The organism is Pseudomonas sp. SWRI68 (assembly GCF_014269165.1).
Lineage (GTDB): Bacteria > Pseudomonadota > Gammaproteobacteria > Pseudomonadales > Pseudomonadaceae > Aquipseudomonas > Aquipseudomonas capeferrum.
The window spans coordinates 208,190-233,391 of record NZ_JABWRU010000005.1 but is presented as its reverse complement, the minus strand read 5'-3'; the positions used below and the strand labels follow the sequence as shown (position 1 = coordinate 233,391).

Sequence of the window (25,202 nt, the reverse complement as noted above, 5' to 3'; positions counted from 1 at the left end):
TCCGATAATCGATCCGTTGGAAAACGCGTTCACACCTGCCTTATGGCAAGGGCGGGTTGTTCCAGCGTTGGACGGTGACGATCATGTGGCCCTCGCCGGTCTGGCCGCCGTCAGCCAGGGTGGCAATGACCTTCAGGTTGCCCGCGTTGTTGGTCATCATCTTGCGTGCCGGGTTAGGCCCTGCGCCGCCGGGCACGAAGACCCCGTCGGCCTGCATCTGGCCGGCGAACTTGACGTCCTCGTCCTCGACTGCACGCTCGTTGAACGGCTCGACCTTCCATTTGGCCGGCAGGTAACCGATGCGCAGCGGCTGGCCGCTGGCGTCCCTGCCCCAGGCTTCGGCTTCGAAACGCCCTTGCACCTTCGGTACCGAAGCGCCGTTCTCGCCGATGCGGGCGATGGAGAACGCCGGCACCACCTTGACCTCGTCGACCTTGTCGTACACCGCCAGGTTGACGCCCTTGAGCGCGCCCACCGCCACTTCTCGCTGGCCTGGCTTGGCGTCTGCCGCCGCGCGCGCCTTGACCCGCATCAGGGTCGGCGTGGCCTCAAGTACTTCGGTCACTTCAACACCTGCGCCCAGTTCCGGCTTGCCCGACAGGCCGCTGCCGACCAGGGTGATCTCGCTTTCGGCACCCACTTTGATGTACGCCGGCTGCACTGCCAGCAGGCGTGCCTTGTCCGCTTTCACGGCGCTGAAATCCAGGCCGCGCTCATCGTGATCGGCCTCGAACATGCGGCCTTTCATCTCGCCATCCAGCGCCGCGAATACCTGGCGCAGGTTGCTGTCGCCGACTTTCACGTTGCCGCGCCATTCATAGCCGTTGTAGAGAATCGCCGAGCCGCTGCCCGTGAACGGCGTACCGTCGGCGTAGCTGCCGTTGACCTCGACCTTGAAGGTGTCGCCCTCCCCCGCACTGACAGTCATCACCCCGCGGACATCGCCTTTGGCCAACATGTGGCCGCTGAACGCCCACTGCCCTGGCAACGCATCGGCCTTGGGCCGGGCCTGCTGCCATTGGGCCCAAGCCGGGCTGTCGAGCGGGAAGCGCTTGGCCAGGTCCGGCACCATTTGCTTGAGGGCGATTTCCAGCCAGTCGCGATCGCGGGCCTGGGCCTGGTATTCGAGGGACGGCCATTGGCCGAGGTGGAAGTTGACCAGGTGTTCCCATTCCTGGGCCGGGCGGCGTTGCAAGGCGACCCGGGCACCGGAGTGGCAACGGCCACAGGTTTCACTGAGCTGTTGGTCGAAGTGCTCGACCGTGTTCAGCCGGCGCTCCATGGCGTAGCGCACGCCGTCGGTTTCACTGGGCGCCAGGCCCTGCTTGTCGGCCAGGTACTTGACCAGGGTGCGCCGATCATCGTCGCTGATCTGCAGGCCGTGCATGACCTGCATGCGGGCGATGCTCATCAGCCAGCCTTCGGGCGTCTTGCGCTGATGGCTGATGCGGCTGTAGTTGTCGTTGCCCTCGGGGATATGGCAACCCATGCACTTGGTTTGCAACAGGCTCGGGCCCTGCTCGGCCGCCATGGCCTGGGTGCTCAGCAGCGCGGCGGCGACCAGCGCCAGTTTGCCCGCATGCCGCCGGAGTCGAGTCGTCTTCAAGGTCAGACCTCCACGGTTGTTGTTCTTATCGTTTTTGCACGCTTTGGTACAGCAGATGTGCATGTGACTCTGGCGATACAGGAACTGTGCCACCTGCTTCAAATGTGTTGAATTTCAGCCTCTTAGTAGGTTTTTAACGGTCGTGAAGGCGAACCTGAGCCTTGTCGGAGCGTGCCATTTCGCGACAGTGTGTTTCATGTTGAGACAGGGCCCTGCCCCGCAAAGAGGCCAGTGCAGGCAGTGTTTCACCACCGTCTCACAGCGTCTCAATGTGCAACAGCGCAACCCTGCAATCGCAACCTTGCACGGCGGCAAACCCCAAGCGCCTCAAGCCCTTGCAGCCAATCGGCGACCTTGGCACGGCCATTGCGCAACCGCCTCTCACATTCCAATGACAAGAGGCACTGCCCCATGCTTTCCGAACTGCCCATCCTGCCCGCCACCCGCGCCTTCCTCGAACGCAAGCTGAAGATGCGCATCGGCGCCAACTGGCAGGACGCCGCCAGCGGGCGCACCCTGTCGTTTCGCAACCCGGCCACTGGCGAGGTGCTCGGTGAGGTGCCCGCCGCCGACGCCGAAGATGTCGACCGCGCCGTACGTGCCGCGCGCCAGGCCTTCGACGATTCGCCGTGGAGCCGCCTGCGCCCGCGAGAGCGCCAGAACATGCTGTGGCGTCTGGCCGACCTCATGGAGCGCGATGCGCAACAACTGGCTGAGCTTGAGTGCCTGAACAACGGTAAGAGCGCCGCCGTGGCCAAGGTCATGGACGTGCAGTTGGCCATCGATTTCTTGCGCTACATGGCCGGCTGGGCCACCAAGATCGAGGGTAGCACCGTCGAACCTTCGATGCCGTTGATGCCCAACGACCAGTTCCACGGCTTTGTCCGCCGCGAGGCGGTTGGCGTGGTGGGCGCCATCGTCGCCTGGAACTTCCCGCTGCTGCTGGCCTGCTGGAAGCTGGGCCCGGCCTTGGCCACCGGCTGCACGGTGGTGCTCAAGCCCGCCGACGAAACCCCACTGACCGCGCTCAAACTGGCCGAACTGGTGGACGAAGCCGGCTACCCGGCCGGCGTGCTCAACGTGATTACCGGCACCGGCCTGAATGCCGGTGCGGCGCTCAGCCGTCACCCGGGCGTCGACAAGCTGACCTTCACCGGCTCGACCGAAGTCGGCAAGCTGATCGGCAAGGCGGCCATGGACAACATGACCCGCGTCACCCTGGAACTCGGCGGCAAGTCGCCGACCATCGTCATGCCCGACGCCAACCTGCAAGAAGCCGCCGCCGGCGCCGCCACGGCAATCTTCTTCAACCAGGGCCAAGTGTGCTGCGCAGGCTCGCGGCTGTACGTGCACCGCAAGCACTTCGACAACGTGGTGGCCGACATCGCCGGCATTGCCAACGGCATGAAGCTCGGCAGCGGGTTGGACCCAGCGGTGCAAATGGGCCCGCTGATCTCGGCCAAGCAGCAGGACCGCGTCACCGGCTACATCGAGCTCGGCCGCGAGCTGGGCGCAACCATTGCCTGCGGTGGCGAAAGCTTCGGGCCGGGGTACTTCGTCAAGCCGACCGTCATCGTCGATGTCGATCAGCGCCACCGCCTGGTGCAGGAAGAAATCTTCGGGCCGGTGCTGGTGGCGATGCCGTTCGATGACATCGACGAGGTGATCGGCATGGCCAACGACAACCCCTATGGGCTGGGGGCGAGCATCTGGTCGAACGACCTGGGGGCGGTGCATCGGATGATTCCGCGGATCAAGTCCGGGTCGGTGTGGGTCAACTGCCACAGCGCGCTCGACCCTGCCCTGCCATTCGGTGGCTACAAGATGTCCGGCGTCGGCCGCGAAATGGGTGCGGCGGCCATCGAGCACTACACCGAACTCAAGTCGGTGCTGATCAAGCTCTGACCTTCAGCCGCTACCGGCCCTTGCACAGGTACACCACTGAACGCGAAAGCTGTGAGGTACCTGTGGCAGCGGGTTCACCGGCGAATCGGCCGGCACAGGCAGCGCAAAAACAACAATAAAGAACCTTGGAGCACACCATGAGGCACACACTCGCCTGCACATTGGCCCTGCTGTTGGCTGCACCTGCCGCCCAGGCCCACGCGCTGTACAACCAAAACGGCACCACCCTCGACGCCGACCTCGAAGCCTTGTTCGGTGCATTCCACAGCGACGAAAGCTACAACCAGGCCGGTAACCGCCAACCCGGCAGCAGCAACTGGCGCGAGGGCTACGTCAAGTACGGCCTCAGTGCCAGCCAGGCCCTGGCCGACAACGGCGCACTGTATGGCGCCTTCAACCTGCTCAGTTCCGCCACCTGGGGCGATGGCGACGCCGCTGGCCTGACCCTGGGCGATGAACGCCGCACGGCCATCGAAGACCTGTACCTGGGCTGGCGTTCGGCCAACCTGTTCCCAGCACTGGGCGAGGATGGCATCGACCTCTCTGGCGGCCGTCAGGTGGTCAGCCTGGGCGATGGCTTCCTGATCCAGGGCGACCCGGTCAACTTGGGCAAGGTCGACCTGGGCGCCAACTTTGACCGCGGCGGCGCCTATTACCTGGCCGCGCGCAAAGCCTTCGACCGCACCGCCGTGCTGCGCCTGGGCGGCAAGCAGGGCTGGCGCGGCGACCTGATGTGGCTCAAGTCCGACAACCACTACCAGGCCGACACCTCCCTGGCGGTGGCCAACCTGGAACACGTCGCCGAGGCCGGCACCGTTGGCCTCAGCTGGATCCGCGGCCTGGACGTAGACCAGCGCTACGCGCAGATCATGGGCCTGGAGCACCGCGACGGCATGGACACCGCCAGCCTGCGCGGGCGTGGCAACCTGGGCGTGAAAGACCTCGAGCTGGCTGCCGAGTACGTGACCCAGGACAAAACCGGCGGGCGCGAGAATGCCTGGTACCTGGAGGGCAACTGGACCTTCTCCGAGCTGCCCTGGTCACCCACTGCCACCTACCGCTACAGCCGCTTCTCCGAAGGCTTCGACCCGCTGTTCTATGGCCTGAGCCGAGGCTACGGTACCTGGTTCCAGGGTGAAGTGGCGGCCAACTATGCCGGGCCGTTCAACAAGAACAGCCAGGTGCACCACGTGGCGCTCAAAGGCAAGCCACGGGACAACCTGACCGTCGGCGCGCTGTACTTCGACTTCGATACGCTGGACACCGACCAGGGCAACCTCGGCGGGCGGGAGCTGGACCTGTATGTGGAGTGGATGGTCAACGACCACCTGCTGATCAGCCCGCTGGTGGGGTTCTACAAGCCTGAGCGCAGTGTGGCCAATGGCGGCACGCAGATGGGCAGCCGTGACACCGGCACCTATATGCAGTTGGTGGTCGGGACCTTTTTCTGACCTGCAACCCCGGGGGGCAAGCGAATAGCAGTTCAGAGGCTCCGATTCGGGACCCTGGGGCCGCCATGCAGCCCTGGGTTCTCAGGCATAGCCCTGCTCTGTGAGCCAACGTCGCAGCATTTTCTGATGCTCGACCTGCTGCCCCTCAAGCACGACACTGAGCGCCTGGCCGGCCTGCAGCACGCGAACTATCGGCGCCAGCTCCACACCTTGCAAATGCCAAACCCCCAGCGGCTGGTCCGTCGTCACCACGACCTCGGCCTCATCCACCAGCCCGTCACGCAGCACCGGCTGCCGCGCCACTCGCACCGCGCGCCAGTCCGCGCTCAGGTGCAGCGGCTGGGCATCCGGCCAGCCCTGACGCCGGGCCCAGAACGGTTGCCCCGCCCGGCGTTGCTCCTGGGCATAGAAATCCCGGCCAATGCGAGCAAAGCGCAGGAACAACTGCTCGATCCGCTGCTGATGAAACTGGCGCGCCAGCCCTGCGCGTTCGGGTTTGCGCAGCAAGGTGTTGATCACCACAGGCGCCTGCAGCGCGGAAGACAGTGACTGGAAAATGCCATTCCCCGACAAGGGGTCAACCGCCATGGCGGCATCACCTACCCGCAGCCAGTCTTCCCCGACGCAATCGCCCGCCAAAATTGCCGTGCTGCTGCGTGCATGCACCTGCGCCGGCTCCAGAGCTCGCGCCCCGAACAGTTCGGCTACAAGAGAACTCTGACCTCGGCGCTCAGCGCAGTAGGCGGCCAGCTCGGACTTGCCCGGCAGCCCAGCGGCGTCCAGCGTGACTTGCCAGTAACAGCGGCCATCCTCCAGCCGCGCCATCCACGCCCAGCCATCCTCCAGGCTTTCCACTGCCGAGGCAGGCGCCCCTGGGCTACCCTGCCAGGCATTGAGCAGGCTGACAGTTTCCGGCCCGCGCAGGCGGTCCGCGGCCAGCGGTGCCTGACGGCCTCGGGCCTCAACGAGAAAATCAGCGATCAGTACCTGCCCATCGTCCAGACGAACACGATGACCGCCCTCGTGCACGAGCTCGCGCACCCGCCCCTCGACCACACTCACGCCCGCACGCTGAAGGTCCTCGCGCAGCGCCCGGTCAAACCGCTGTCGATCCAGCAGAAATTCCTGGTTCATGTGCAGGTGCTGGCCATTCCAGTGCACCTGCCGGGTAGCCGGCATGGCCGCCTGGCTCAAGGCCCCACCAAGGCCCGCATGCCGCAAGCCCTCCAGCACCCGTTGCGAAACCCCTTCAACTGCCGCGAAACGGCGCCACTGCGACACCACCGTCACGGTGTAGCCCAGCCGCCGCAAGCCGATGGCCGTGGCAGCACCTGCAGGGCCGGCGCCCAGCACCACAATGCGCGCATCAGCCACGGCTGGCACCTCGTCGTTCAGGGCCGATGAACGTCGCGTGATCGCGCAACCAGTCATGGACCTGCTGGCGATCCATACCCGGTTCGTCACGCAGCAACGCCGCAATCCTGCCGCTCAAAGCTGCACAGCCCAAGCTCGCGCCCGCTCTGCCGCCCGCACCTACATAACCGCCGAAAGCTGCCTGCCGGGTGCCAAGCCAGGACCACTGGCCGGGCGCGCAACGCGCATCACCGGTAACCCGGATCACCCCAGGGTAGCTGGCCGGGTACACCGGTCCACCCTGTGCCGGGCTGGATGCACACAACAACACACCGCAAGCCAGCGCTTCGGCACAGGCCTGATGCAGCACAGGCCGGTCGTGCTGTAACCCCAGGCTGAGGTTGACCAGCGTAGCCCCCGCCTCCACCAGCCACAGCAGCGCCGCAGCCACCTGCAGGGCACTGGTACTGGCCTGGTCGCTGAACACCTGGGCCACCAGTACCGGCATCGGCCCGGCCTCACGCTGCAAGCTGGCAAGTACCGCGCTGCCATGCCCTAGCTGGTCGGGCAGCATTTCTCCTTCACGCAGCTGACCGTCCTCCAGCCAGAAACGCCGGGCGCCCAGCAAACCGCTGGCCTGCTGCGGCGAACAGCCACTGTCGATGATGCCCATACGCAAGTCAGTGCCCATGCTTGATCACCTCCTGCGGCAGCACCCGCAACTGGCCGTCATGCAGCTGCAAGTGCAGGTCGGCATCGGCGAGTATCGACGCGCGGTGGCTGATCAGGATGCGCGTGCGGCCGGCGAACAGTTGGTCGATGGCCGCGATCACTTCGCGCTCGGTGGCTTCGTCCACTGCCGAGGTGGCCTCGTCCAGCACCAGAATCGCCGGGGCCTGCAGTACCGCACGGGCGATGGCGATGCGTTGCTTCTGGCCGCCGGACAACTGCTGGCCCCGCTCGCCCAGCAAGCCGTCCAGGCCCAACGGCAGGCTTTCGACCAGGCTGTCCAGTCGCGCCAGGCTCACCACACGCTCCAGCTCTGCACGGCTGGCTTCCGGCACGCCGTAGGCCAGGTTTTGCGCAAGCGTGCCGCGGAACAGCACGATGTCCTGGCTGACAACGGCTATACGACGGCGCAGCGCGGCCAGGTCCAGTTCGCGCAGATCAGTACCATCCAGCAGAATGCGTCCGGCGTCCGGGTCGTAGAAGCGCTGCAGCAAGTCGATGAGGGTCGACTTGCCCACCCCCGAGGCACCGCTGATGGCCACCTTCAGGCCACCCGGCACGCATAGCTGCACGTTGTCCAGCACGGTACCTTGCCGCCCTTCATGGGCAAAGCTCAACGTCTCCAGGCGCAATTCGCCCGGCCCGTCCGGAATGGGTTGCGGGTTGGCTGCCGGGCGCACGGCCACGGCCTCGCGCTTCAGCTCCATCACCCGCCCCAGGCTCACTGCCATGCGCTGCACCGCCACGTACAGGCCCAGCAGGCTCTGCACCGGGCCTACCGCCATGCCCATGTAGGTGGAAAAAGCGATCAGCGCACCCAACTGCCACGTCCCCTGGATCACCCACCAGCCGCCCACCAGAAACGCGCAAGCGCGGCACCAGGAAGTGAGCGTGCCGGGGATGGCCTGGGTGAAGAATTCGGTCACCTGCACCTTCAGCAACTGGCGCATGTAACCCTGGCCAAGCTGATCCAGCCGCCCTGCCTCGCGGCCTTGCTGGCCGGCCGCCTGAATGAACTTCATCGCCGGCAAGGTCTCGACCAGGAACGACGAAACATCCGCCGAGCGCTCGCGCAGGTTGCGCACTTCGCGCTCCACCTTGCGCCGCATCCAGCGCAGCCACAGCACCTCGATCGGCACCAGCAGCGCCAGCAACAGCGACAGCTGCCACGACAGCATCAGCATCAACGCCACCGCGCCCACCAGGCCAATCACCGCCGAAACCGCGGAAAACAGCGAATCCACGGCAAAGCGCTGGATCTCTGCCACGTCGCCATCCAGCCGCGAAAGAATGTCGCCCATGCGCCGCCGCCCATAGAACGTTGGCGACAACTGCTGCAGGTGCCGATAAAGGTCATCACGCAGGGCAAACAGGATGCGCCCCGACAGGCGCGTATGCAGGTAGCGGTTGACCCCGGCCAGCACCGTGCCCAGCAGGCCCGCGCCGATCATGATCGCCGCCATGTGCCAGAGGGTCTGGTAATCCTTGGCCAACAGCCCCTCGTCGATCAGCGTTTTGACCAGCCAGGGCTGTGCCAGCGCCAGCAGCGAGGCACCCAGCGACAAACCGAGCAACAGCCCGATGGCGCGCCGATGGGGGCGCACGAAACCATACAGCCAGGCCAACGCCTGGCGCATGAGTACAGGGTCGCTGGAGTCCACCAGCCTTGCGAACAATGGGCCCATGGTTCAGCCGCGCAACTGTTTGAGTTTGCGGTACAGCGTCGCCCGGCTGATCCCCAGTGCCTCAGCCGCGGCCGAAACATTGCCCTGATGGCGCGCCAGGGCGCCGCGAATCAGCTCCAATTCGTTGTCCTTGAGGCTACCGGAGGGCGCCGTGCCACTCGCCAGTTCGTCCAGCAGGCAATCGGTGAGGTGGTCAAGGGTCAGCACCTGTTCACCGTCCTCGCGCATGGCCAGCGCCGTGCGCACTACCATTTCCAGTTGGCGAATGTTGCCCGGCCAGTCGAAGCCTTCGAGCAATGTGGTCAGAGCCGGGTCCAGGGTTACGCCACGGGCATCGGACTTGTCCAGCAGGCTTTGGATGATCTGCGCCAGGTCATCACGCTCGCGCAGCGCCGGCAAACGCAGCGACACACCGTTGACCCGATAGTACAGGTCTTCGCGGAAATGCTGTTCCAGCACCAGGCGTTTGAGGTCGCGGTGGGTGGCGCAGATCAGCGCCACATCGATGTCCTGCTCGTCACCCGCCCCCAACGGCGCTACCCGGCGCTCCTGCAATACCCGCAGCAGGCGCGCCTGCAAGGCTAGCGGCATGTCGCCGATTTCGTCGAGGAACAGCGTGCCACCATGGGCCTGCATCAGTCGCCCGACCATGCCGCCGCGGCGGGAACCTGTGAAGGCGCCCTCGCGGTAGCCGAACAGCTCGGATTCGATCAAACCTTCGGGGATGGCTGCGCAGTTGACGGCCACAAACGGTTTGTCGGCCCGCGGGCTGGCCTGGTGCAAGGCCCGGGCGACCACCTCCTTGCCGGTACCGGTCTCGCCCAGCAGCAGCACCGGCAGGCCATTGCCCAGCCCCTGGCGGGCCATGCGCAGGTTGCGCGCCAGCCTTGGGTCGCCACCGGCCAGGGCGTCGAGTGCTGGCGACTGCTTGCTCAGCGTCGGCTTGCTGGCCGGCGTACTGCCATTGACCCGGCCATGGCGCGGCAGCTGCAGGGCACGGAAGTAGAACGCCCCCTTGGCCGTCTGCACACTACTCACCCCGCCCTGCCACAGGCGTGCGATGAATGCAGGTGAACGCTCGCCGAGCAGGTCCGCGCTGCGCCGGCCAATCAGCTCAAGGCGCGGCACTTGCAACAACTGGCAGGCACTGTCGTTGGCGGCCAGTACTTCGCCGTCCAGGCTCAGTGCCAGCAGGCCATGCCAGCAACTGTTGAGGTACTGCGGGCGGCTGTGGAAGGCCAGCACCAGTTGGTCCGGGTGGCACAGGCCGAACATACGGCTCTCGATGTTGCCAGCTGCCAGCATCAGCGTCGACAGGCTGTCCTGCGGTTGCGCCATCACCCCTTCGCGGGTGATGTCGAGCACGCCGATCACCTCGCCACGCGGGTCGCGCAGGGGCACCGAGGTGCAGGAGAATGGGCTGAGCCGGTCCAGGTAATGTTCACCGCAGTTGATCAGCGTCGGTCGGCCTTCCACCACGGCCGTGCCGATGGCATTGGTGCCGCGCAGCGACTCGCTCCAGCAACTGCCCGGGTGCAGGTCGCGCAGGCCCGCGCGGCTGAGTACGTGGGTCTGGCCTTCGATGGCCAGCACGTTGGCCTGGGCGTCGCCGAGGATGACGATGCCCGCCTTGCCCTGGCGTGCCACCAGGTAGTCCAGTTCCGGGGTGACGGCGTCGACCAGCAGGCGGTTGCGCTCCAGCAGCATGCGCAGGTCGTGGCCCTGCTCCAGCCCTAGGCCGACCTGCTCGCCCTGCAGGCAATCCAGGCCATGGCCCAGGCTGCGGCGCCAGGACGCGTCGATCTCGTCGCGCAGCATCCCCAGCGGCAGCTCGCCTTCGCTGGCCAGCTTCAGGCGGGCCTGGCGGGATTCATGCAGCGGGTCTTGGGCATTTATTATGGGGATATGTCGTGCCATTTGTACTCCAGCGCATGCTCTGGCACGGGCAGTGTAATGGGCCACTGTGCCGCCGCAGTCTGCATTAAAGAGGCTTGGGCATAATCAAAGAACACGAGGGTCGCACAAGTTTACATACACGTAAAGACAGGGGAAATACAGTCTAAAGGTCCGCTATAGAGCAACAGCGATCAGGTGAAAAAAGCAAGATTGACCGCAGTTGATCATTCACGACAAGGCCGTCAGGGTGACGGCCTTGTGCATCATCAGCAAGGAAAGACAACGAGCGCTACGCCCGTTGCGCATCCATCACCTTCCCTCACGTCAGGTCATAGTCATCTATCCTCACCGGAGATGAGCGCCCGAGTGGGTCTTCGTAAATGGTGGGGTTCTTCAGGTAACGCTTCATTAGCTGCTCCGAAGTGAAAGTGTGTATACGTTCGACCGGCATCCACCTATTTCTAGGGTTAACATGATAAGTAACAGGTTTGAAGTTTTCATGTCGCTCCAGCATGGGCTTGCCATCCGCACCCAATACATAAGCGTGATCCTTATACACCCACTCCACCTTCCTAGGCTGCAAGTTGGCCCTCGCAATATCGACTCCAACGATATCTACAATTTCCTGATATGTATGCACGACATCGAATTTGGTCAGGGCCTCGCCTGACGCCCTAGCTTCCCCAACCAGCCCAGCGACTTCCATTGGCCCTCTGTAACCTTTTACCTCAACCCCAAGCTTCATGGCTAAGTCCCTGGCAAAGCTGCTCCCCGAATACTTACTGATAATCGCCGAGTCGCAAACATGCAACTTTAACTCATAACCGTGGTAATTAACATTATGGTGATCCATATAATCAAGAAAGTCGTATGCATTCATTGAACTCCCATTCACATCGATATAACCGGGCCCACCATGCCCTTCAATTACAAGCCGAGGCCTGCCCTTATGGACATCTTCAAAGAGCCTGATGTCTCGACTCAAGTTTCTAAAGTTCGATCCTCCGCCCATTGTCCGGTTAAGGACAAATCTCGTGGAGGACGGCCGCGACGCTGCGGCCGCTGCGCCGCCCGACATGCCAGCAGCCATGCTGGCCAGACCAAAACCGAACCCTACAACAGCCAACCCAGCTGATAAGTCTTTATCGCTGTCTTCCAACATGACTGAAGCGATTTCAAAACTGGCCGCTACCAGTGCCAACCCCGTCGTCGCGGCTGCCACAGCTAGGCTAGCGCCTCCCGTAAAGGGAGCCACCACAACATTGAGCACAGACATCGCGATACGGAATTCCTTGGTATACATTGCCGGTATCGCTTCTTGCCGGCTGTACTGGGCAACGACCTGATGACCGCTCGGGTCATGGTAGTTGACCGGATCACCCGCGCAGTATGCATACGCCGCGGGTCCACCGGCTCCAAATGGACTCCAACTATCCGGCGTGCGAAATGACATCAACTTAGGATCGTATACTCGATAGCTGCCCAAATAGTAGGTGTCGTCCGGTAACAACACCTCGCCCTTGAAGCCAAGCCAATTCTCCCACTCGTCGCCTGCATCAGCGTAGCCATAGGGTGAGTAAGTATGGTAACTGACTGCCCCCTTCTGGTCGACCGTAGCGAACACAGTGCCGGCCGCGTCACGAAGTTCGAACGTGCATGATACCGACGGCTGACTTCCACCCTTCTTATCACGCCGCTGCTGCAGGTAACACCCCGGGCTCTCGTTAAGCAGAATCAGCTGTCGCTGCGTGACACCGCGCCACATAGTAGTGTTCGATGTTACCTGTGAGCGAGCGTACACTTTGCCACCCCGATAATGAAGTTGGAAACCTCGGGCGGAGTCATTATTACCAGCCGTATAAAGGCCCCGAATTCGACCGAGGTCATCGTAGCCGAAAGTCACGCTCACTTTGCCGGGAGCATAGACATTGCCACGCCACTCTGACGTTTTGACTTGCCCATTCTCATAATAACTGGTGCCAAACCCATTCCATCGACCCTTATCGTCACTCTTAATGACGGTTGAACCGTGCTTGCTCAGCAAGCCTGGTTTTTTTTCAGTAAATTCACGATCGATGTGTGCACGCCAACTGGCGGAGCCGGGCGAAGCAGGTCTTGCCTGGAGATTACTAGAAATAACATTACTCAGTACATCGTAGCTGAATGCCTGCTCATGGACAGTGTTTGTATTGTGAACATACCCTTGGCCCGTGGTGCTCCAGGTGATCAGGCGACCCTGCACGTCGTACCCAAATGTTTCTTTGAAGTGCTCTTTGCTGGCTACCTTCAACGTATTTTCTTTTAACTTACCCGCTGATGTCAGCTTGCGTTCCATGACATGAGTGGGCATCCCTTCGCTGCTGAAGGTACGAGACGTTTCGTTACCCATTTCATCATAAGCATACGCCACTGTTACGGTGCGACCGCCCGCCTCATCCTTAACCATTTCCTCCTTGAGATGGCCGTCATCCGCATAGGTAAAGGAAGTCTTGCATGCCTCGCTGCTCAAACCGCTCAGTCGCCCATACGCATCATACGCGTAGTGGGTGACCGTGCCGCCGATATCCGTCACGTCCAACAACCGACCGCGTAGACTGTAACGGGACGACGTTGATAACGTTGCGGCCTTAGCGCCAGACGAACTATCGTGTACGGGGCACGTTTCAATATAGGTAATGGTATCCATGTTCCATCGCGACACGTAGCCTGCCATGGCTGCGGGCCCCGTGAGGGCAGGAGCATTATTCGATCTGGAGGATCCGGGATAGCTGAATTCCTGTGAAACACCATTAACCGTGCGGGTAGAGACTCGCCCAAGGCTGTCGAGGGTCTGACTGCCCAGGGTAATGGCGGCGGCGTCGCTTCCGTGAACAGTGGTCAGGGTCGCATCAGGGCTAAGATGGGTTTGTGAGTATTCACTGCGCAGCTCGATGCCATTACTAACCTGTTTGGTTACCCGCCCAAATGCATCGTATTCGTAGGTTGATGACGGCTGCGAATTCGACGTTTTGCTGTTGAGCAATCCTGCTGAATTATAGCCATAGGCCACCTGATTGATGATTGTTTCCTTATTGCCACTGCATGAACGCGACGTGAAGGATTGGAGTGCACCGTCGGAGGTAAACGCCAAGGTGCGTTTCAATTGGCGTGTCTTGTCACTGCTGCTAGCTTGGGTAAAGGTAAGGCTTTGGGTCGCAGCGTCGTACTGACTGCTGTATTCGAATGAGCCATGGGTAACACGGGTGCCCTCATTGGTCGCCGCCACAACTTTCGATTTCCGGTTAACCTCTTTATTTTCAGCATCTCGCAGTATATGTGTCACCGTGCAGCGTTTCTTGTCCTTATCAGCTGCCCACTGGGTAGTCTGGCTAGATAGTCGCGTGCCTGCCCCATCGTAATCGTACTCGACGAGGCTGCTCACCCGCCCTTTATCATCGCGGGTTATGCTTGCCCACAACAGCCAATTCGTTCCGTCTACACAACGTCGCACCTCTTGCTCACGCCCCAAAGCATCCACAGTCACACGTTGACCTGCGTTGGTTTCGCTGTCGATTGTCTGATAGCGAATATGCCCATTGCTCAGCAGTGCGGTGGAGTACTTCATTTTGCTTGAAGCTTCGTCGCCTTGGCTGTACTGCTCACCTTTAAGCAACCCCCCCGTCGGTAAAACTCCAATCGGTTTGCAGGGCGTTGCTGTCTTTTGTCTGCACCACTTGGTCATTATAACCAGTAATTGTCTGGCTCGATGCGTACTGAGTGCCTCCGACTTCGAGGGTGGTGCTAAGGGTGCGTTGTCGTTTATTCTGAGCATCCACAGCACGGACAATCGAAGTTTTTTTACGTGAACCGGCTATCTCTTTGCCTGTTTTATCAAGCAGGTAAACCGTCTGCGAAGTGACCTGACCGAAATCCGGCTTGCTTGCATCCGCACTGTATTCGAGCCGTTCGACTTGAATCCGTGTTGCGTTCCAATTCTTAAGTTTGAAACCATTAGCATTGAGTACGCTTTGTGCTCTCAGGCTCGCTTCAAGATTTTTCTTCTGCGCACTGTATTCTGACTTCTCGTCATCCGAAGAGGCTTTCTTGATCTGTTCATCCAATGTCGTAAGCCAGTCCCCCGCAGCGCTTGCTGCCAATTCAAAATGTCTGGTGCTGAGGTCTACACTTTCCAAATTGGGCCCTAGCACCATGAGTCGGTGTGTCGGCACGACAAGCGTCGTTGTGGCTATGCCGTCGATTGACGCTCGGGTCAAGGTCTCATAGCCATAATAGGTGACGTGTTGGACCTGTGGCTTGCCATCGACCACGTGACTGACCTTCTGCGACTCAACATGAGCAACAAGCCCGTTGCCGTCTCCAGGGTACTCAATCTTTATTGGCAGGTTGAATGTAGCTTTACCGTAATCGCTATGTGCAAGCGATGCACGAACCGACGAGAGCGTCCAGACACTACTGGTTAACCCCCGATCGCCACCCAGTTCCAGGGGTAACAAGTCGGTGTATTGCATGCCGAATAAGGCCCGATACATCCACGCACCGAAACCGGCCTCGGCGTGCACGGCCCTCCATTCCTCCACCTCATAATGCTTATAATTTTTATAATAGGTCCATTCAGTAATTTGCCCGCCTTCCTCCAGGCGCACCAAGTTACCCAGCGCATCGATTTTCATTACACTTTTTTGCTCGGCATGCTCGCCGGTTTTACACGTCGTTGTCAGAGTGGCTGTGCCAGACGCTTCATCCAGTTCGACCTCATGACGCCGGGAAGTAGTCGCTCCACTTGCGGATGTCAACGTTTCTGACGTCTGCACGCCGTCCTTGTACTCCAGGACCTGAGTCGTGACCTTTGTATCGCTTCGCTTGAACGCAATAGTCGTCTTATCAACCTCATAGGTATATTCACGACTCAGCACATCGAGGCCATCGGCGAGGGAAACGGTATGACATTGAACTTTTTCACCCTTGTACTTCAATGTCTCCGCATCGATCCTTTTCATTGCTTTTTTGTTGACCGTACCGTATTGGGTCTCAAGGCTCACGCCATTGATTCTGCCGCTACTTGTATCGATCCGATAGGTTTGCTCTTCTGCCAGCGCATCGCCCCCGAGCACCTTTACCACCCAGGTGTTTTCTTCGACTTTTATATCGTATGTGATGGTGTGCTGAGCGGTGGGATAGACATCTACTGAAAACTGCGTATCCGATTTCCACTTAAGCTGCACTAAATCCTCAAGGTCGTCGGCGATTGAGAGCAGTCGTGGCTTGCGTGAATGCCTTTCGCCCCAGGTAAAAGTCAGCGACCTGCCTACGGCAGGTACGAAACGCGTCAACAATACGTTGGACACTTCCGAGGGGTGCCCTTCACCGCAACAATCGAATATGTAGATAGCACCATTTTTTGAGATAAGCGCCACCTGACATTCGTCCAACTCATGGTAATAAGAGTATTCCTGCTGATGCTCGGCAAGCTCATGTTCCGACATGCTGTCAAGCTGTGCCTCACCGACAAGCCGCTCACGGCGTTCTTGGGAGTTTGCGTACTCCACCCTTTTCTGGGCAAACACACTGGCGTCCAGCAAAAAACCAGCGCCCTCTTGGCGCCCATGGTTATTCAAAGACGTACTGACCCGTCGACCATCCGGATGCAGAAGTCCTTCGAATTCCAACGTGTACTCATATTCGCCGCTGCGACATTCTTCGTCCCACGTCACCAGTTTTAATTCTTGCGTCCAGGAACCCACTGGCAGCAGGCTGACATCAGGGCTGTCAATAGGAGAGCTTATGGCCAGCTCGAATAACGCCCCACCCTCTTCACTACCTAACATCGCAAGCGGAAGTTTCAACCCCCCTTTCCCGGTCATCGGATTTACTTTAATGCAATCAATTTTTTGAAAATTACAATAAAGACCTTCAACATCCTTGGCAATTGTCACGGCATTATTCGCGTTGGTCATTTCATCCACCTCTTGAGACATTCAGTGCTTGAATTTTCCGCCTGCTGCGATGACAGCATTCGCGACACACAACGCCCTGACAACTGATAAAAATGACAGTAGTCTCCCGACATTTTTCGTGCTCCCACCTTTGCTGACAACCCGCAGAGGCGCCCTTGCGCCCCTTTGCCAAGATGACAACTGCTGTTTTTGATAATTGCAGCTGAGCGCTAGTGTGGTGTTTCAGAAATACCACACTAATGTCTCTATGCTCGCCGCGAGGACAGCCACATGCGCGTTAGGCTGAACTTTGCCTCGTGCTGCGCCGAACGCCTCTCAGCCCCTCGAGTTGTGAAGTAAGCGAGAATCTGAAAACAGGCGCTATGAAATGGAACAAGCCGAATACCCGGCGTCTGGGGCACCTGAAGCATATGCACTATGAAAGGAGCCAAGTCGCAGCTGCTGCCGGGAGGGTGGGGTTGAGGCCTTTGGGCGGCCCCTGCGACTTGTGCATCATCGCTGATCCCGGGGCCGCTTCGCGGCCCGTTCGCGACGCAAGGCCGCTCCTACAGAGGCCTGCGTCGGCGGAGTGTTTCAAGCGACGGGCATCAACCTGACCCTATGGAAGGCCGACTGCCTTATTTGTGAGGGAGCTGTCGCACGGTCAGGTGGTCGAACACCAGCATCGCATCATCTTCTTCGGTATCGACCACCACGGTCAGCACCTCGGGCCCGTCGATGATCATCTCCTTGGTGCCGTACCGCATGGCGCCTGGCCCCTCATCCGACAGATCCTCATAATCACCGCCTATCGCGGTTTGAACCCCACAGTAGCTGTTGCACCCCCAGGCGAAGGTGACCAGCCGACGCCCTGCGCCTTCGAGTACCAGCTTGATCGTAGAGTCTGCTTCCAGGTGATGGCCCTTGATCAGGCCTTTGCTGCCCTCATGCGGCCCGTCACTCACGCCCCTCGTTCGTCGGTCGAGCTGGAACTCGACGCCGTGGGTAACCAGCCGCGCGCAGGACCCGGGCTGTACGTCTTCGAAATCTATGTGTGGTGTGGGCGTTGGTCGACCTACTGCCTGATCCCCTTCGGCATAGCCGAAGCTCATGATTCCAGACCGGTCTGTCGGGAATCGCACATTGATCACCGGGACCAGTTGCTCGTAGAGCTGCTGGTAGCGAAGCTGGTCATACTGCGCCTTGGCAAGCGCTTCGCGCTCCCCTTCCACATAGAAGAAGGAATGCACCGGCAACGCTCCCCCTTCGCCTTGCTTCCACACCGGCAGCAACACTTCATTGTTCACAGCCCATTGCGCATCATTCAGGCCCTGACGGGCCTGTAGAGCAGTATTGAACGCACCGGCCGACGCCGCCTCTGTTTGGCGCAAATTCCAGCCGCACACCCGGTAGTTTTCAGCCTGCGGATACCTGGCCAGCCATTGCTGCGCGGTATTAACCGCCAGGGCCTGGCAGGTGTCGGTGGTTTCTTCAAACCCTCTGATCGGGCCACAGCCCTGCAGGGTCGACCTCTGGTTGGTGTTGGCATTGATGGGAAACGTGCAGAGTACATTCAGATGGGCAAGGCTACCCGGCGGGGCGTATTGCGGAGGGTAAAGGGTCAAGCCATTCTGGTTACCGAAGGGCTTGCCGAAGTTGCTGTCGCGGCGCACCCAGGAAAACGCCACGCTTCCCTTTTCCAGCTGGCTGTCGCTAGGTTCCCAGGGCAAAAATCCGATACTGCTGCTGGTTGTACGCAGCGCGATGCCGCTACACAAATAGCCGGGCTTGTCCGGCCCACCGCAGTCGTCGGTGGTGCTGTTGTACCACGTGTTCAGTTGATGCAGCGCCGTCTCGCCGCGTGCGTTGAGCACACGCGTCGCATCAGCGGCCAGTAGCGGTGGCGTCGAAATGCCAAGCAGGAGGGCAGCGATCAGGCGAGATAAGTTCCTCATTACGGACTTCCTCTGTCATCCATGGGATGTCCGCCGATTAATTCACTTGTAACAGTTTGCCGCTACTGGCAGAAATGACAGGGCGTGCTTCAAACTGGGCCAGCCTTTGCGGGTAAAACCACATCTGGGAGCGGGTTTACCCGCGAAGGGGCCCTCAAGGTGGATCACGGCTGCTGATTCTGGCTCAGGTACTTGTCCACTGTAGCCTTGCCCTCCCCCGCATCTCCCGCCACCTGCCACAGCCGCCGTTCAATCCCTTGCGCCAGCAAGTGCCCTACCGCTGACTCGATCGCCGACAGCACGCACAGCTGCGCCGGTTCGTTGGTGGTGTAGCCCACCTCGGCCTCCAGCAACTTCTTGAACTCGATGAACTTGAACACCCCCGCACTGCGCCCCACCGAATAGATGGTCTTGCTGGTCATCACGTTGGCCAGCACCTGCCCGGTGCGTACGTCCACCGCGCGCAGGTTCACGGTCACCTGGTCGACCCGGTATTCGCGGGAGATGTCGATGCCCAGGTAACGCGCCCCTTCCCCGCCACTGCGCACGTTGGTGTCGTAGGCGATGATGCCGCCTTCAAGCATCAGGTTGGCCGCCTGCAGCGGTGGCAGCTCGCCCATGATGTTCTCCGCCACATCCGGCTTCTTCTGCGAGGCGCGGATGATCTTGCGCTCGGTCAGCAGGTTCTGCAGGCCTTCACGCTCCAGCACCACGAACCAGCCACTGGCACTCAGGGCATCCATCAACATGCTGGCCGCGCCCTGGGTGACGCTGGTCGAAAACGAACTGGCCGGGGTCGGCTTGTACTGCCCAGTCTGGTCACGGAAGCCATACACCACCGCCATCAGCCGGCCTTTGGGGCGTGGCATGTTGATCAGGTCGTAGTAGGTCGAGGCCCGAGGGGTCAGGGTCGGGGTTTCCGAGTCCTGTTCGGCCGACATAGGGTCGCGCAGGCTGCAGCCTTGCAGGCCGTGCAGGGCGGCGAGGATCAGCAATGTGCTCAACAGACGTTTCATGGTGTTCTCTCCCCAACTCAAAGCCCTTCCCTCTCAGGGGTTCAGGCCGCTGACCTCAATGATCGAGATTTCTCCGGTGACGCGGTCGGTGACCTTGATGCTCAAGGCACCCGAGTCGTCGATCACATCGATCAGGAAGGCATCGGTTGCCATGCTGCCCGTGCTGCCATTACTGATGTTGTCCAGCAACTGCGAGAGCATTCGCGACTCCAACTGGTTGCTGAAGCGCTCCAGGGCCGTGGTGCCCGAAAAGGCGGAAGCACGGTCCTTGAGGTCGGGGTCGTCGTAGTCGTTCTGTGCCTGGGCGTTGTTCAGCAGCCAGGTGCCGTTGAGCGGGTTGCCACCGAAGGCCGGGTTGACCGGGGTGTACACCAGCTCCGTGGCCTGGGCGGCACAGGCGCTGGCCAACAGGCAGGCGGCGATGCAATGGGGAATGCGGGTTTTCATAGCTCGTCCCTCTCCAGATCGGTGGTGTCCTGCAGCAAGCGTTGCAGCTTGCGTTGAATGATCTGCTGCTTGACCAGGTCGGCGGCCGCGACAGCCTCGTCTTTGAGTTCCGTGGTGTTGGGTGGCAGGAAGCGCCGGTACAGCACTTCGCGCTCGAACTCCACGGTAACCAGGCTGCCCCAGCGGGCATCCGGGCGTTCGCGCACCACCAGGTTGAAATCCAGGCGGCTGGTGGCACGCAGGCGGTCGGCGAAGTAGTAGTAAAAGTCGTGGCCGATGTGCGAGATGGTGTTGTCGACGATGAAGCCCATCATCTCGTCCTCCTCAGCCGCCTTCAGCAGGCTGCAGGGCGATGCCGCCAGCAGCAGGCTCAGGCACAGCGCAGCCAGGCGTTTCATGGCGAGTCTCCCGCGCCGGCCTGGGGCTGGGCACCGGTGGGGCTGTCGGCGAACGCCTGCTCGGCGACGAACTGCCAGTCGCTGTAGTGTTCCAGCCCTTCGAAGCCCGACCACTCGGCGGTAAAACCACTGTGCTTGAACGGCGTGGCATCCGAGCGGCTGTGTACGCCGGTGATGCGGCCATCGATCGAGCGCAGCAGGCCCCAGTCATCGCTGTTGGTGATCGGGTCCGGGTAGAGCCTGCGGATGTGCCGCTTGGCCTCGGGAAAACGGTTGTCCTGCAGCAGGTCGGCCAGCTCCTGCGGGTACTGGGCCAAACCCGGCGAGGCGCGGTAGTAGCTGCGCAGGGCCTGGGCATACTGGCTGCCCACCCACAGCAACTGGCGCTCGTGATCGCGCCGGGCAACGCTCGACCAGACTGTCCCGGTGGCGGCCAAGGCCACGCTGCTGACCGCAATCAACAGCAGCACACCCAGGTAGGTGAAACCGGCACAGGCCTTACCATTCGGCATAGAGGCTGCCATCACGCGCCCTCCCTGTAGCACCGCTTTTGATATCGGCCACGCCGCCGGCCACGCCCTCTGGCGGCGGCAGCAGTTGCCAGGCATCGCTGCGTTCGGTGATCGGGTCGACCGGGGTGCTGCGCAGGTAGCGCAGCTCCACCAGTTGCTCCAGCGAATCGGGGTAGTGCCCGGTGTCGCCGTAGAAGTGGTCCAGCGACTCGCGCAGCACCGCCAGGCTCTGGCGCAGCGTGGCCTCGCGGGAGCTCTCCAGGCTGTTGAAGTAACGCGGCATGGCGATGGTCATCAGCGTGGCGATGATCGCCATCACCACCAGCAGTTCGATCAGGGTGAAGCCTTGGCTGCGTTTCATGGCCGTCACCATTGCCCGTAGGGGATGTTGTTGAGGCCTTTGCCACGGGCCTTGGAGTACACGTCGAAGACGTCTTCGCCTTCACGCGGGCTGTCGGGGCTGCTGTCGTAGGCACGCAGGCCCCAGGCCCCCTCGTCGTCATCCTTGGCCGCCAGCAGCGGGTCGTGGGGGATGCGCCGCAGGAAGTAGAACTTGGCCCCTTTGGCACTGCGCACATCGCGCACGCCTTCGACCAGCACCTGCAGGTTTGGCGGGTAACCGCTGGCATCCAGGCGCTTTTCGATGTAACCGGCGTCGAAGGCACGCTTGTAGGCGTCGATGGCATCGCGGATCTGGTACAGCGCCTCGCGCAGCTGTTGCTCCTTGCCGCGGCGCACCACGGTTTCGGTCAGCGGCGCGGCCATGCTGGCGAGCAGCCCAAGCAGTGCCAGGGTCAGCACCACCTCGATCAGGCTGAAGCCTTGCACGCGGCGTTTCATGGCCGTGGGCTCCCGTTGGCGGGCACTACGGCCATCTGGCTTTCGACCACCGGCTTGTCACTGGACGGCGCAGTGCCCGGCACCTCCATCGGTGGCAGTGGCGCCATTTGCCGCACCTGCAGGCTCGACTCGGTGCCGGTGGCGAACTCCATGTCAGACGGGCTCTGGTACGGCAGGTTGCGCACGATGCGCGGGGTGATCGCCAGCACCAGTTCAGACTTGCTCATGTCGTCCTTGTTGCTGCCGAACAAACGGCCCAGGCCGGGAATGTCGCCAAGGCCCGGGATCTTGTTGCCGCTGGCGTTGTGGTCGTTGCGCACCAGCCCGGCCAGCACCTGGGTTTCGCCGTCGTGCAGGCGCAGGCTGGTCTGGGCGTTGCGGGTATCGACCTGGACCGGGATGGTGCCCTGGCGCGTGGCTTCCAGCGGGGTGGCGTTGCTCACTTCGAGTGCGATCTTGATCGCCACTTCGTTGTTCAGGTGCACGGTCGGCTGCACTTCGAGCTTCAAGCCCACATCCAGGTAGGTGACACTCTCGGTAATCACCGGGCCCTGGGTCGAAGGCACCGAGGTGGCGCTGATGATCGGCACCCGCTGGCCAATGTGGATACGCGCCTGCTCGCGGTTACTGACGCGAATCACCGGGCTTGCCAGGGTGTTGATGTCTTTGTCCTGGGCATTGATCTTGGCCTGCGGCGCCGGCGAGATGCTGATGCGGCTGGAGTCGATGCCGCGCAGTTGGTCGAGCACGCTGACCGACTTGCCGTCGGAGGTCAGCACGCCGAAGGTGTTGGGCCATTGCAGGCCGAGGTCGAGGATGCGCGAAGTGGCCACCTCCATCACCTCCACTTCCAGCACCACCTCGGGGTTGGACTGGTCCTGGGACTGCAGCAGCTTTTCGGCCATGCGCACGGCATCGGGGCTGTCGCGCATGGTCAGGGTGTTGAGGCGCTCGTCGACGAACACGTCACGGGTCTTGAGCATGGTCTTGACCATGTTCAGCGCCGTGTTGGCGTCGATGCTGGTCAGGTAGAACGTGCGCATGACCAGTTCCTGATAGTCCTTGGTCTTTTGCGGCGAGTCGGGGTAGATCATCAGGGTGTTGTCGTTGACGATCTTCTGGCGTAGCTGGTTCTGCTCCAGCAGCAGGGCCACGGCGTCCTCGATGCGCACGTCACGAACGAAGATGGTGGCCTTCATGTCCGGGCGCAGGTCCTTGTCGAAGATGAAGTTGATGCCGGCGACCTGGGACAGCACTTCGAAGATGGTCTTCAGGTTGGCGTCGCGAAACTCCAGGGTCACCGGGCGTTCCAGCTTGCTGCGCAGCTGCGGGAACGGCTGCGCGGTGCGCGCCTGGACGTTCTCGATGTCACTGCGCAGGGTCATGCCCTTCTGGTTCTGCGGGTCCAGGCGCAGCACTTCGCGCATGTAGCGCTCGGCGCCGAACAGGTCGCCCTGGCGCAGGGCCGCCTGGCCAAGGGCGACACGTTCGTCGAGGGTGCGGATCAGCTCCAGCTGGCGGATGCCTTCCTGGGCGCGGCGGTTGTTCGGTTCGATGCTCAGCACCCGGCCATAGCCCATGCGCGCACCGGCGAAATCGTGGCGGATGCGGTCGCTGTCGGCCTGGCTCAGCAGCGCCTCGACCGCCGCCTGGCGGCCATGGGCCAGGGCGATGTTCAGCTTGGTGTCGCGCGGGTCTTCACGCAGGGCCTCTTCCAGACGCGCGATCCCGGCTTCGTACTGTCCCTCCTTCATCAGTTCTGCGCTGTCTTCACGTACCGCACTGGAGCCGCAGCCTGCGATGGCCACGCACAGCGCCAGAAGCAGGAACGGAGCAGGCTTGCACAGCTTTGACGACTTCATGGTGCGCTCCCGACAGACAAGGTCTGCGACTGGTGCAAAGGCAGGTAGACCAGGTCCAGCTCATTGGCCGAGACCCGATCGAGGCGGTAGGTGTCTTCGATGACGTCGCCCTGGCGCACGACGTACAGTTTTTCGCCGCTCTGCAGAAACACCTGCAGGTCGTCGCGATCGCCCAGGCGGCCGACGAACTGGAAGGGCAGCGCCGGGGCGGTGGGCGCGGCAACCACCACAGGCGCGGCGATGACCGGTTGTTCGGTGACGGTGGCCAGGGTTTGCGGTTTGCTCCAGCGCTGGCTCGGGAACAGATCGGTAGAGACCCGTTGCGACCCCTTCGCGTCAGCTCCGCGCCCCGATGTGTCCGCTTCCACACGGTCAGGGGTACTCACAGAACCTGTAGCAGCAGGCTTGCCCGCGAACAGCCCCACACTGTCCTCTTGGCCGAACCAATGCTCCGGCGCCCACGCCAACGCGGCAGAAAGCCCTAGAAACCCGGCCCAGATCACCGCACGTTGAGTCTTCATCACGACCTCGACAAGTAGAGGGTCATGCGCAGGCGGGCGTTGAGCTCGCTGTCGCCGATGCGTTTGCGTTGCAGCTCGAGGTCTTCCAGCACCAAGGTTGGCAGCTGGCCCAGCAGGCCCTTGAGGAAGCCGCGGATCTGCGGATAGCTGCCGCGCACCGGCAGCACGATCTGGTAGCGCGCCAACTGGGTTTTCGGGTCGATGCCCAAGGCATATTCGCCGCGTGCCAGGCTGATGTGCTCGGCACTGGCCAGGTGATACAGGCGCTCGATCAGCTCGCTGGCCTGCGGCTGCCCAGGCAGTTGCTGGCGCAGCGTGTCGAGGGCCTGCTGCTCGGGTTTGACCGCGATCTTCAGCTCGCCCCGCTGCACCCGCCCCACTTGCACGCTGGCATCCGCCTCGCTCGCGCGCAGTTCGCGCACGGTTTGCCAGTGCGGCAACACAGCGGCCAATGCCACGCCGACGGCCAGCAGGCCAACGGCGACAGCGGCTAGGCCCACCGGGCCGATGCGGCGCAGACGCTCCTGCATGATCAGGCTGCTCAGCGGGTCAGGGACGCGCATGGCCGGTCTCCCAGGTAGCGGTAAGGGTGAAACGCACCGGGTGCTCCGGCTGGCCCACCATCACCTCGTGGTTGAGCAAGGAAACATCGCTGAGCTCGGCGCTGGCCTCCAGGCGCTGGTGGTACTGCAGCATCGCCTCCAGGTTGCGCGCCTCGGCGGCGATGCGTACCTGGCCCTTGCGTGCATCCGGGGTCAGGCCAAGCAGCGCGACATCGTCCTGCGGCTGCGCTTCGAGCATGGCGAACAGCTGCTGCCAAGGCCGTTGCAGCTGCTGCGAGACACTGCGCATCTGCGCCAGGCGCTCGGCCTGTTCGCGGCTGGCAGCACTGCTTTGCGGGGCCGCAGTGGCCGGGCGCCGGCCCAGTTGCAGTTCCAGGCTGTGCAGGCGGCCTTCCAGGTCGACCTGCTCGACTTGCAGGCGTTGTTGCAGCACCACCAGGGCGGCCACCACGGCGCAACCCAGGGCCAGTAGCGACCAGGCCAAGGCGCCGCTGCGCCGGGGCTGGAATTCCAGGTCGAGGCGGCGCATG

20 protein-coding genes are annotated in these 25,202 nt (G+C 61.9%); 2 read left to right on the top strand and 18 right to left on the bottom strand.

Annotated features, from left to right (window positions below; all coding sequences use genetic code 11):
* Nucleotides 1–40: 40 nt before the first annotated feature.
* Nucleotides 41–1,606, bottom strand: coding sequence for a quinohemoprotein amine dehydrogenase subunit alpha (gene peaA, locus HU770_RS10645; RefSeq protein ID WP_186659119.1), 1,566 nt, complete (start codon nucleotides 1,604–1,606; stop codon nucleotides 41–43).
* 411 nt (nucleotides 1,607–2,017) lie between these two features.
* On the opposite strand from peaA, the gene HU770_RS10640 reads away from it, so the two are divergent.
* Together HU770_RS10640 and HU770_RS10635 are read left to right on the top strand one after the other, a co-directional pair.
* Complete coding sequence (locus HU770_RS10640) at nucleotides 2,018–3,511, top strand: aldehyde dehydrogenase family protein (protein WP_186663635.1); 1,494 nt, start codon at nucleotides 2,018–2,020, stop codon at nucleotides 3,509–3,511.
* 137 nt (nucleotides 3,512–3,648) lie between these two features.
* On the top strand, nucleotides 3,649–4,962 hold the full coding sequence (locus HU770_RS10635; protein ID WP_186663634.1) for a hypothetical protein: 1,314 nt from the start codon (nucleotides 3,649–3,651) through the stop codon (nucleotides 4,960–4,962).
* 81 nt (nucleotides 4,963–5,043) lie between these two features.
* On the opposite strand, the gene HU770_RS10630 is transcribed toward HU770_RS10635, so the two are convergent.
* The 17 genes from HU770_RS10630 to HU770_RS10550 all read right to left on the bottom strand — a co-directional run bounded on the left by HU770_RS10630 (nucleotide 5,044) and on the right by HU770_RS10550 (nucleotide 25,201).
* Nucleotides 5,044–6,336 carry a tryptophan 7-halogenase gene (locus HU770_RS10630; protein ID WP_186663633.1) on the bottom strand — a complete coding sequence of 431 codons (1,293 nt, stop codon included), beginning with the start codon at nucleotides 6,334–6,336 and terminating at the stop codon, nucleotides 5,044–5,046.
* A complete protein-coding gene (locus tag HU770_RS10625; RefSeq protein ID WP_186663632.1) occupies nucleotides 6,329–7,006 on the bottom strand; it encodes a peptidase S8 and S53 subtilisin kexin sedolisin in 678 nt (225 codons plus the stop codon). The genes HU770_RS10630 and HU770_RS10625 overlap by 8 nt, the downstream gene beginning before the upstream one ends.
* The gene (locus tag HU770_RS10620; protein ID WP_186659141.1) at nucleotides 6,996–8,729 is read right to left on the bottom strand and encodes an ABC transporter ATP-binding protein; all 1,734 of its coding nucleotides are present in this window, start codon (nucleotides 8,727–8,729) and stop codon (nucleotides 6,996–6,998) included. Before HU770_RS10620 ends, HU770_RS10625 begins: the two co-directional genes overlap by 11 nt.
* A gap of 3 nt (nucleotides 8,730–8,732) precedes the next feature.
* A complete protein-coding gene (locus tag HU770_RS10615; protein ID WP_186663631.1) occupies nucleotides 8,733–10,646 on the bottom strand; it encodes a sigma-54-dependent Fis family transcriptional regulator in 1,914 nt (637 codons plus the stop codon).
* Nucleotides 10,647–10,944: 298 nt separating this feature from the next.
* Nucleotides 10,945–14,229, bottom strand: coding sequence for an RHS repeat-associated core domain-containing protein (locus tag HU770_RS10610; RefSeq protein ID WP_186663630.1), 3,285 nt, complete (start codon nucleotides 14,227–14,229; stop codon nucleotides 10,945–10,947).
* A gap of 40 nt (nucleotides 14,230–14,269) precedes the next feature.
* Nucleotides 14,270–16,579: a hypothetical protein gene (locus HU770_RS10605; RefSeq protein ID WP_186663629.1), complete on the bottom strand. Its 2,310-nt coding sequence runs from the start codon at nucleotides 16,577–16,579 to the stop codon at nucleotides 14,270–14,272.
* Nucleotides 16,580–17,196: 617 nt separating this feature from the next.
* Nucleotides 17,197–18,513, bottom strand: a complete 1,317-nt coding sequence (locus HU770_RS10600) for a hypothetical protein (protein WP_186663628.1) — start codon at nucleotides 18,511–18,513, stop codon at nucleotides 17,197–17,199.
* 164 nt (nucleotides 18,514–18,677) lie between these two features.
* Nucleotides 18,678–19,529 carry a CsgG/HfaB family protein gene (locus tag HU770_RS10595; protein ID WP_186659155.1) on the bottom strand — a complete coding sequence of 284 codons (852 nt, stop codon included), beginning with the start codon at nucleotides 19,527–19,529 and terminating at the stop codon, nucleotides 18,678–18,680.
* Nucleotides 19,530–19,562: 33 nt separating this feature from the next.
* Nucleotides 19,563–19,976 (bottom strand): curli assembly protein CsgF, encoded by a 414-nt coding sequence (locus HU770_RS10590; RefSeq protein WP_033697605.1) that lies wholly within the window; start codon nucleotides 19,974–19,976, stop codon nucleotides 19,563–19,565.
* Nucleotides 19,973–20,374, bottom strand: a complete 402-nt coding sequence (gene csgE, locus HU770_RS10585) for a curli production assembly/transport protein CsgE (protein WP_033697604.1) — start codon at nucleotides 20,372–20,374, stop codon at nucleotides 19,973–19,975. Before csgE ends, HU770_RS10590 begins: the two co-directional genes overlap by 4 nt.
* On the bottom strand, nucleotides 20,371–20,898 hold the full coding sequence (locus HU770_RS10580) for a type II secretion system protein (protein ID WP_186663627.1): 528 nt from the start codon (nucleotides 20,896–20,898) through the stop codon (nucleotides 20,371–20,373). The genes csgE and HU770_RS10580 overlap by 4 nt, the downstream gene beginning before the upstream one ends.
* Nucleotides 20,873–21,247: a type II secretion system protein gene (locus tag HU770_RS10575; protein ID WP_186659163.1), complete on the bottom strand. Its 375-nt coding sequence runs from the start codon at nucleotides 21,245–21,247 to the stop codon at nucleotides 20,873–20,875. The genes HU770_RS10580 and HU770_RS10575 overlap by 26 nt, the downstream gene beginning before the upstream one ends.
* Before the next feature lie 5 nt (nucleotides 21,248–21,252).
* Nucleotides 21,253–21,726 carry a type II secretion system protein gene (locus tag HU770_RS10570; RefSeq protein WP_033697600.1) on the bottom strand — a complete coding sequence of 158 codons (474 nt, stop codon included), beginning with the start codon at nucleotides 21,724–21,726 and terminating at the stop codon, nucleotides 21,253–21,255.
* Nucleotides 21,723–23,588, bottom strand: coding sequence for a secretin N-terminal domain-containing protein (locus HU770_RS10565; protein WP_186663626.1), 1,866 nt, complete (start codon nucleotides 23,586–23,588; stop codon nucleotides 21,723–21,725). Before HU770_RS10565 ends, HU770_RS10570 begins: the two co-directional genes overlap by 4 nt.
* On the bottom strand, nucleotides 23,585–24,109 hold the full coding sequence (locus HU770_RS10560) for a hypothetical protein (RefSeq protein WP_186659168.1): 525 nt from the start codon (nucleotides 24,107–24,109) through the stop codon (nucleotides 23,585–23,587). Before HU770_RS10560 ends, HU770_RS10565 begins: the two co-directional genes overlap by 4 nt.
* Nucleotides 24,109–24,672: a type 4a pilus biogenesis protein PilO gene (pilO, locus tag HU770_RS10555; protein ID WP_033697594.1), complete on the bottom strand. Its 564-nt coding sequence runs from the start codon at nucleotides 24,670–24,672 to the stop codon at nucleotides 24,109–24,111. The genes HU770_RS10560 and pilO overlap by 1 nt, the downstream gene beginning before the upstream one ends.
* Nucleotides 24,659–25,201 carry a pilus assembly protein gene (locus HU770_RS10550; protein WP_156310325.1) on the bottom strand — a complete coding sequence of 181 codons (543 nt, stop codon included), beginning with the start codon at nucleotides 25,199–25,201 and terminating at the stop codon, nucleotides 24,659–24,661. Before HU770_RS10550 ends, pilO begins: the two co-directional genes overlap by 14 nt.
* Nucleotide 25,202 lies beyond the last annotated feature (1 nt).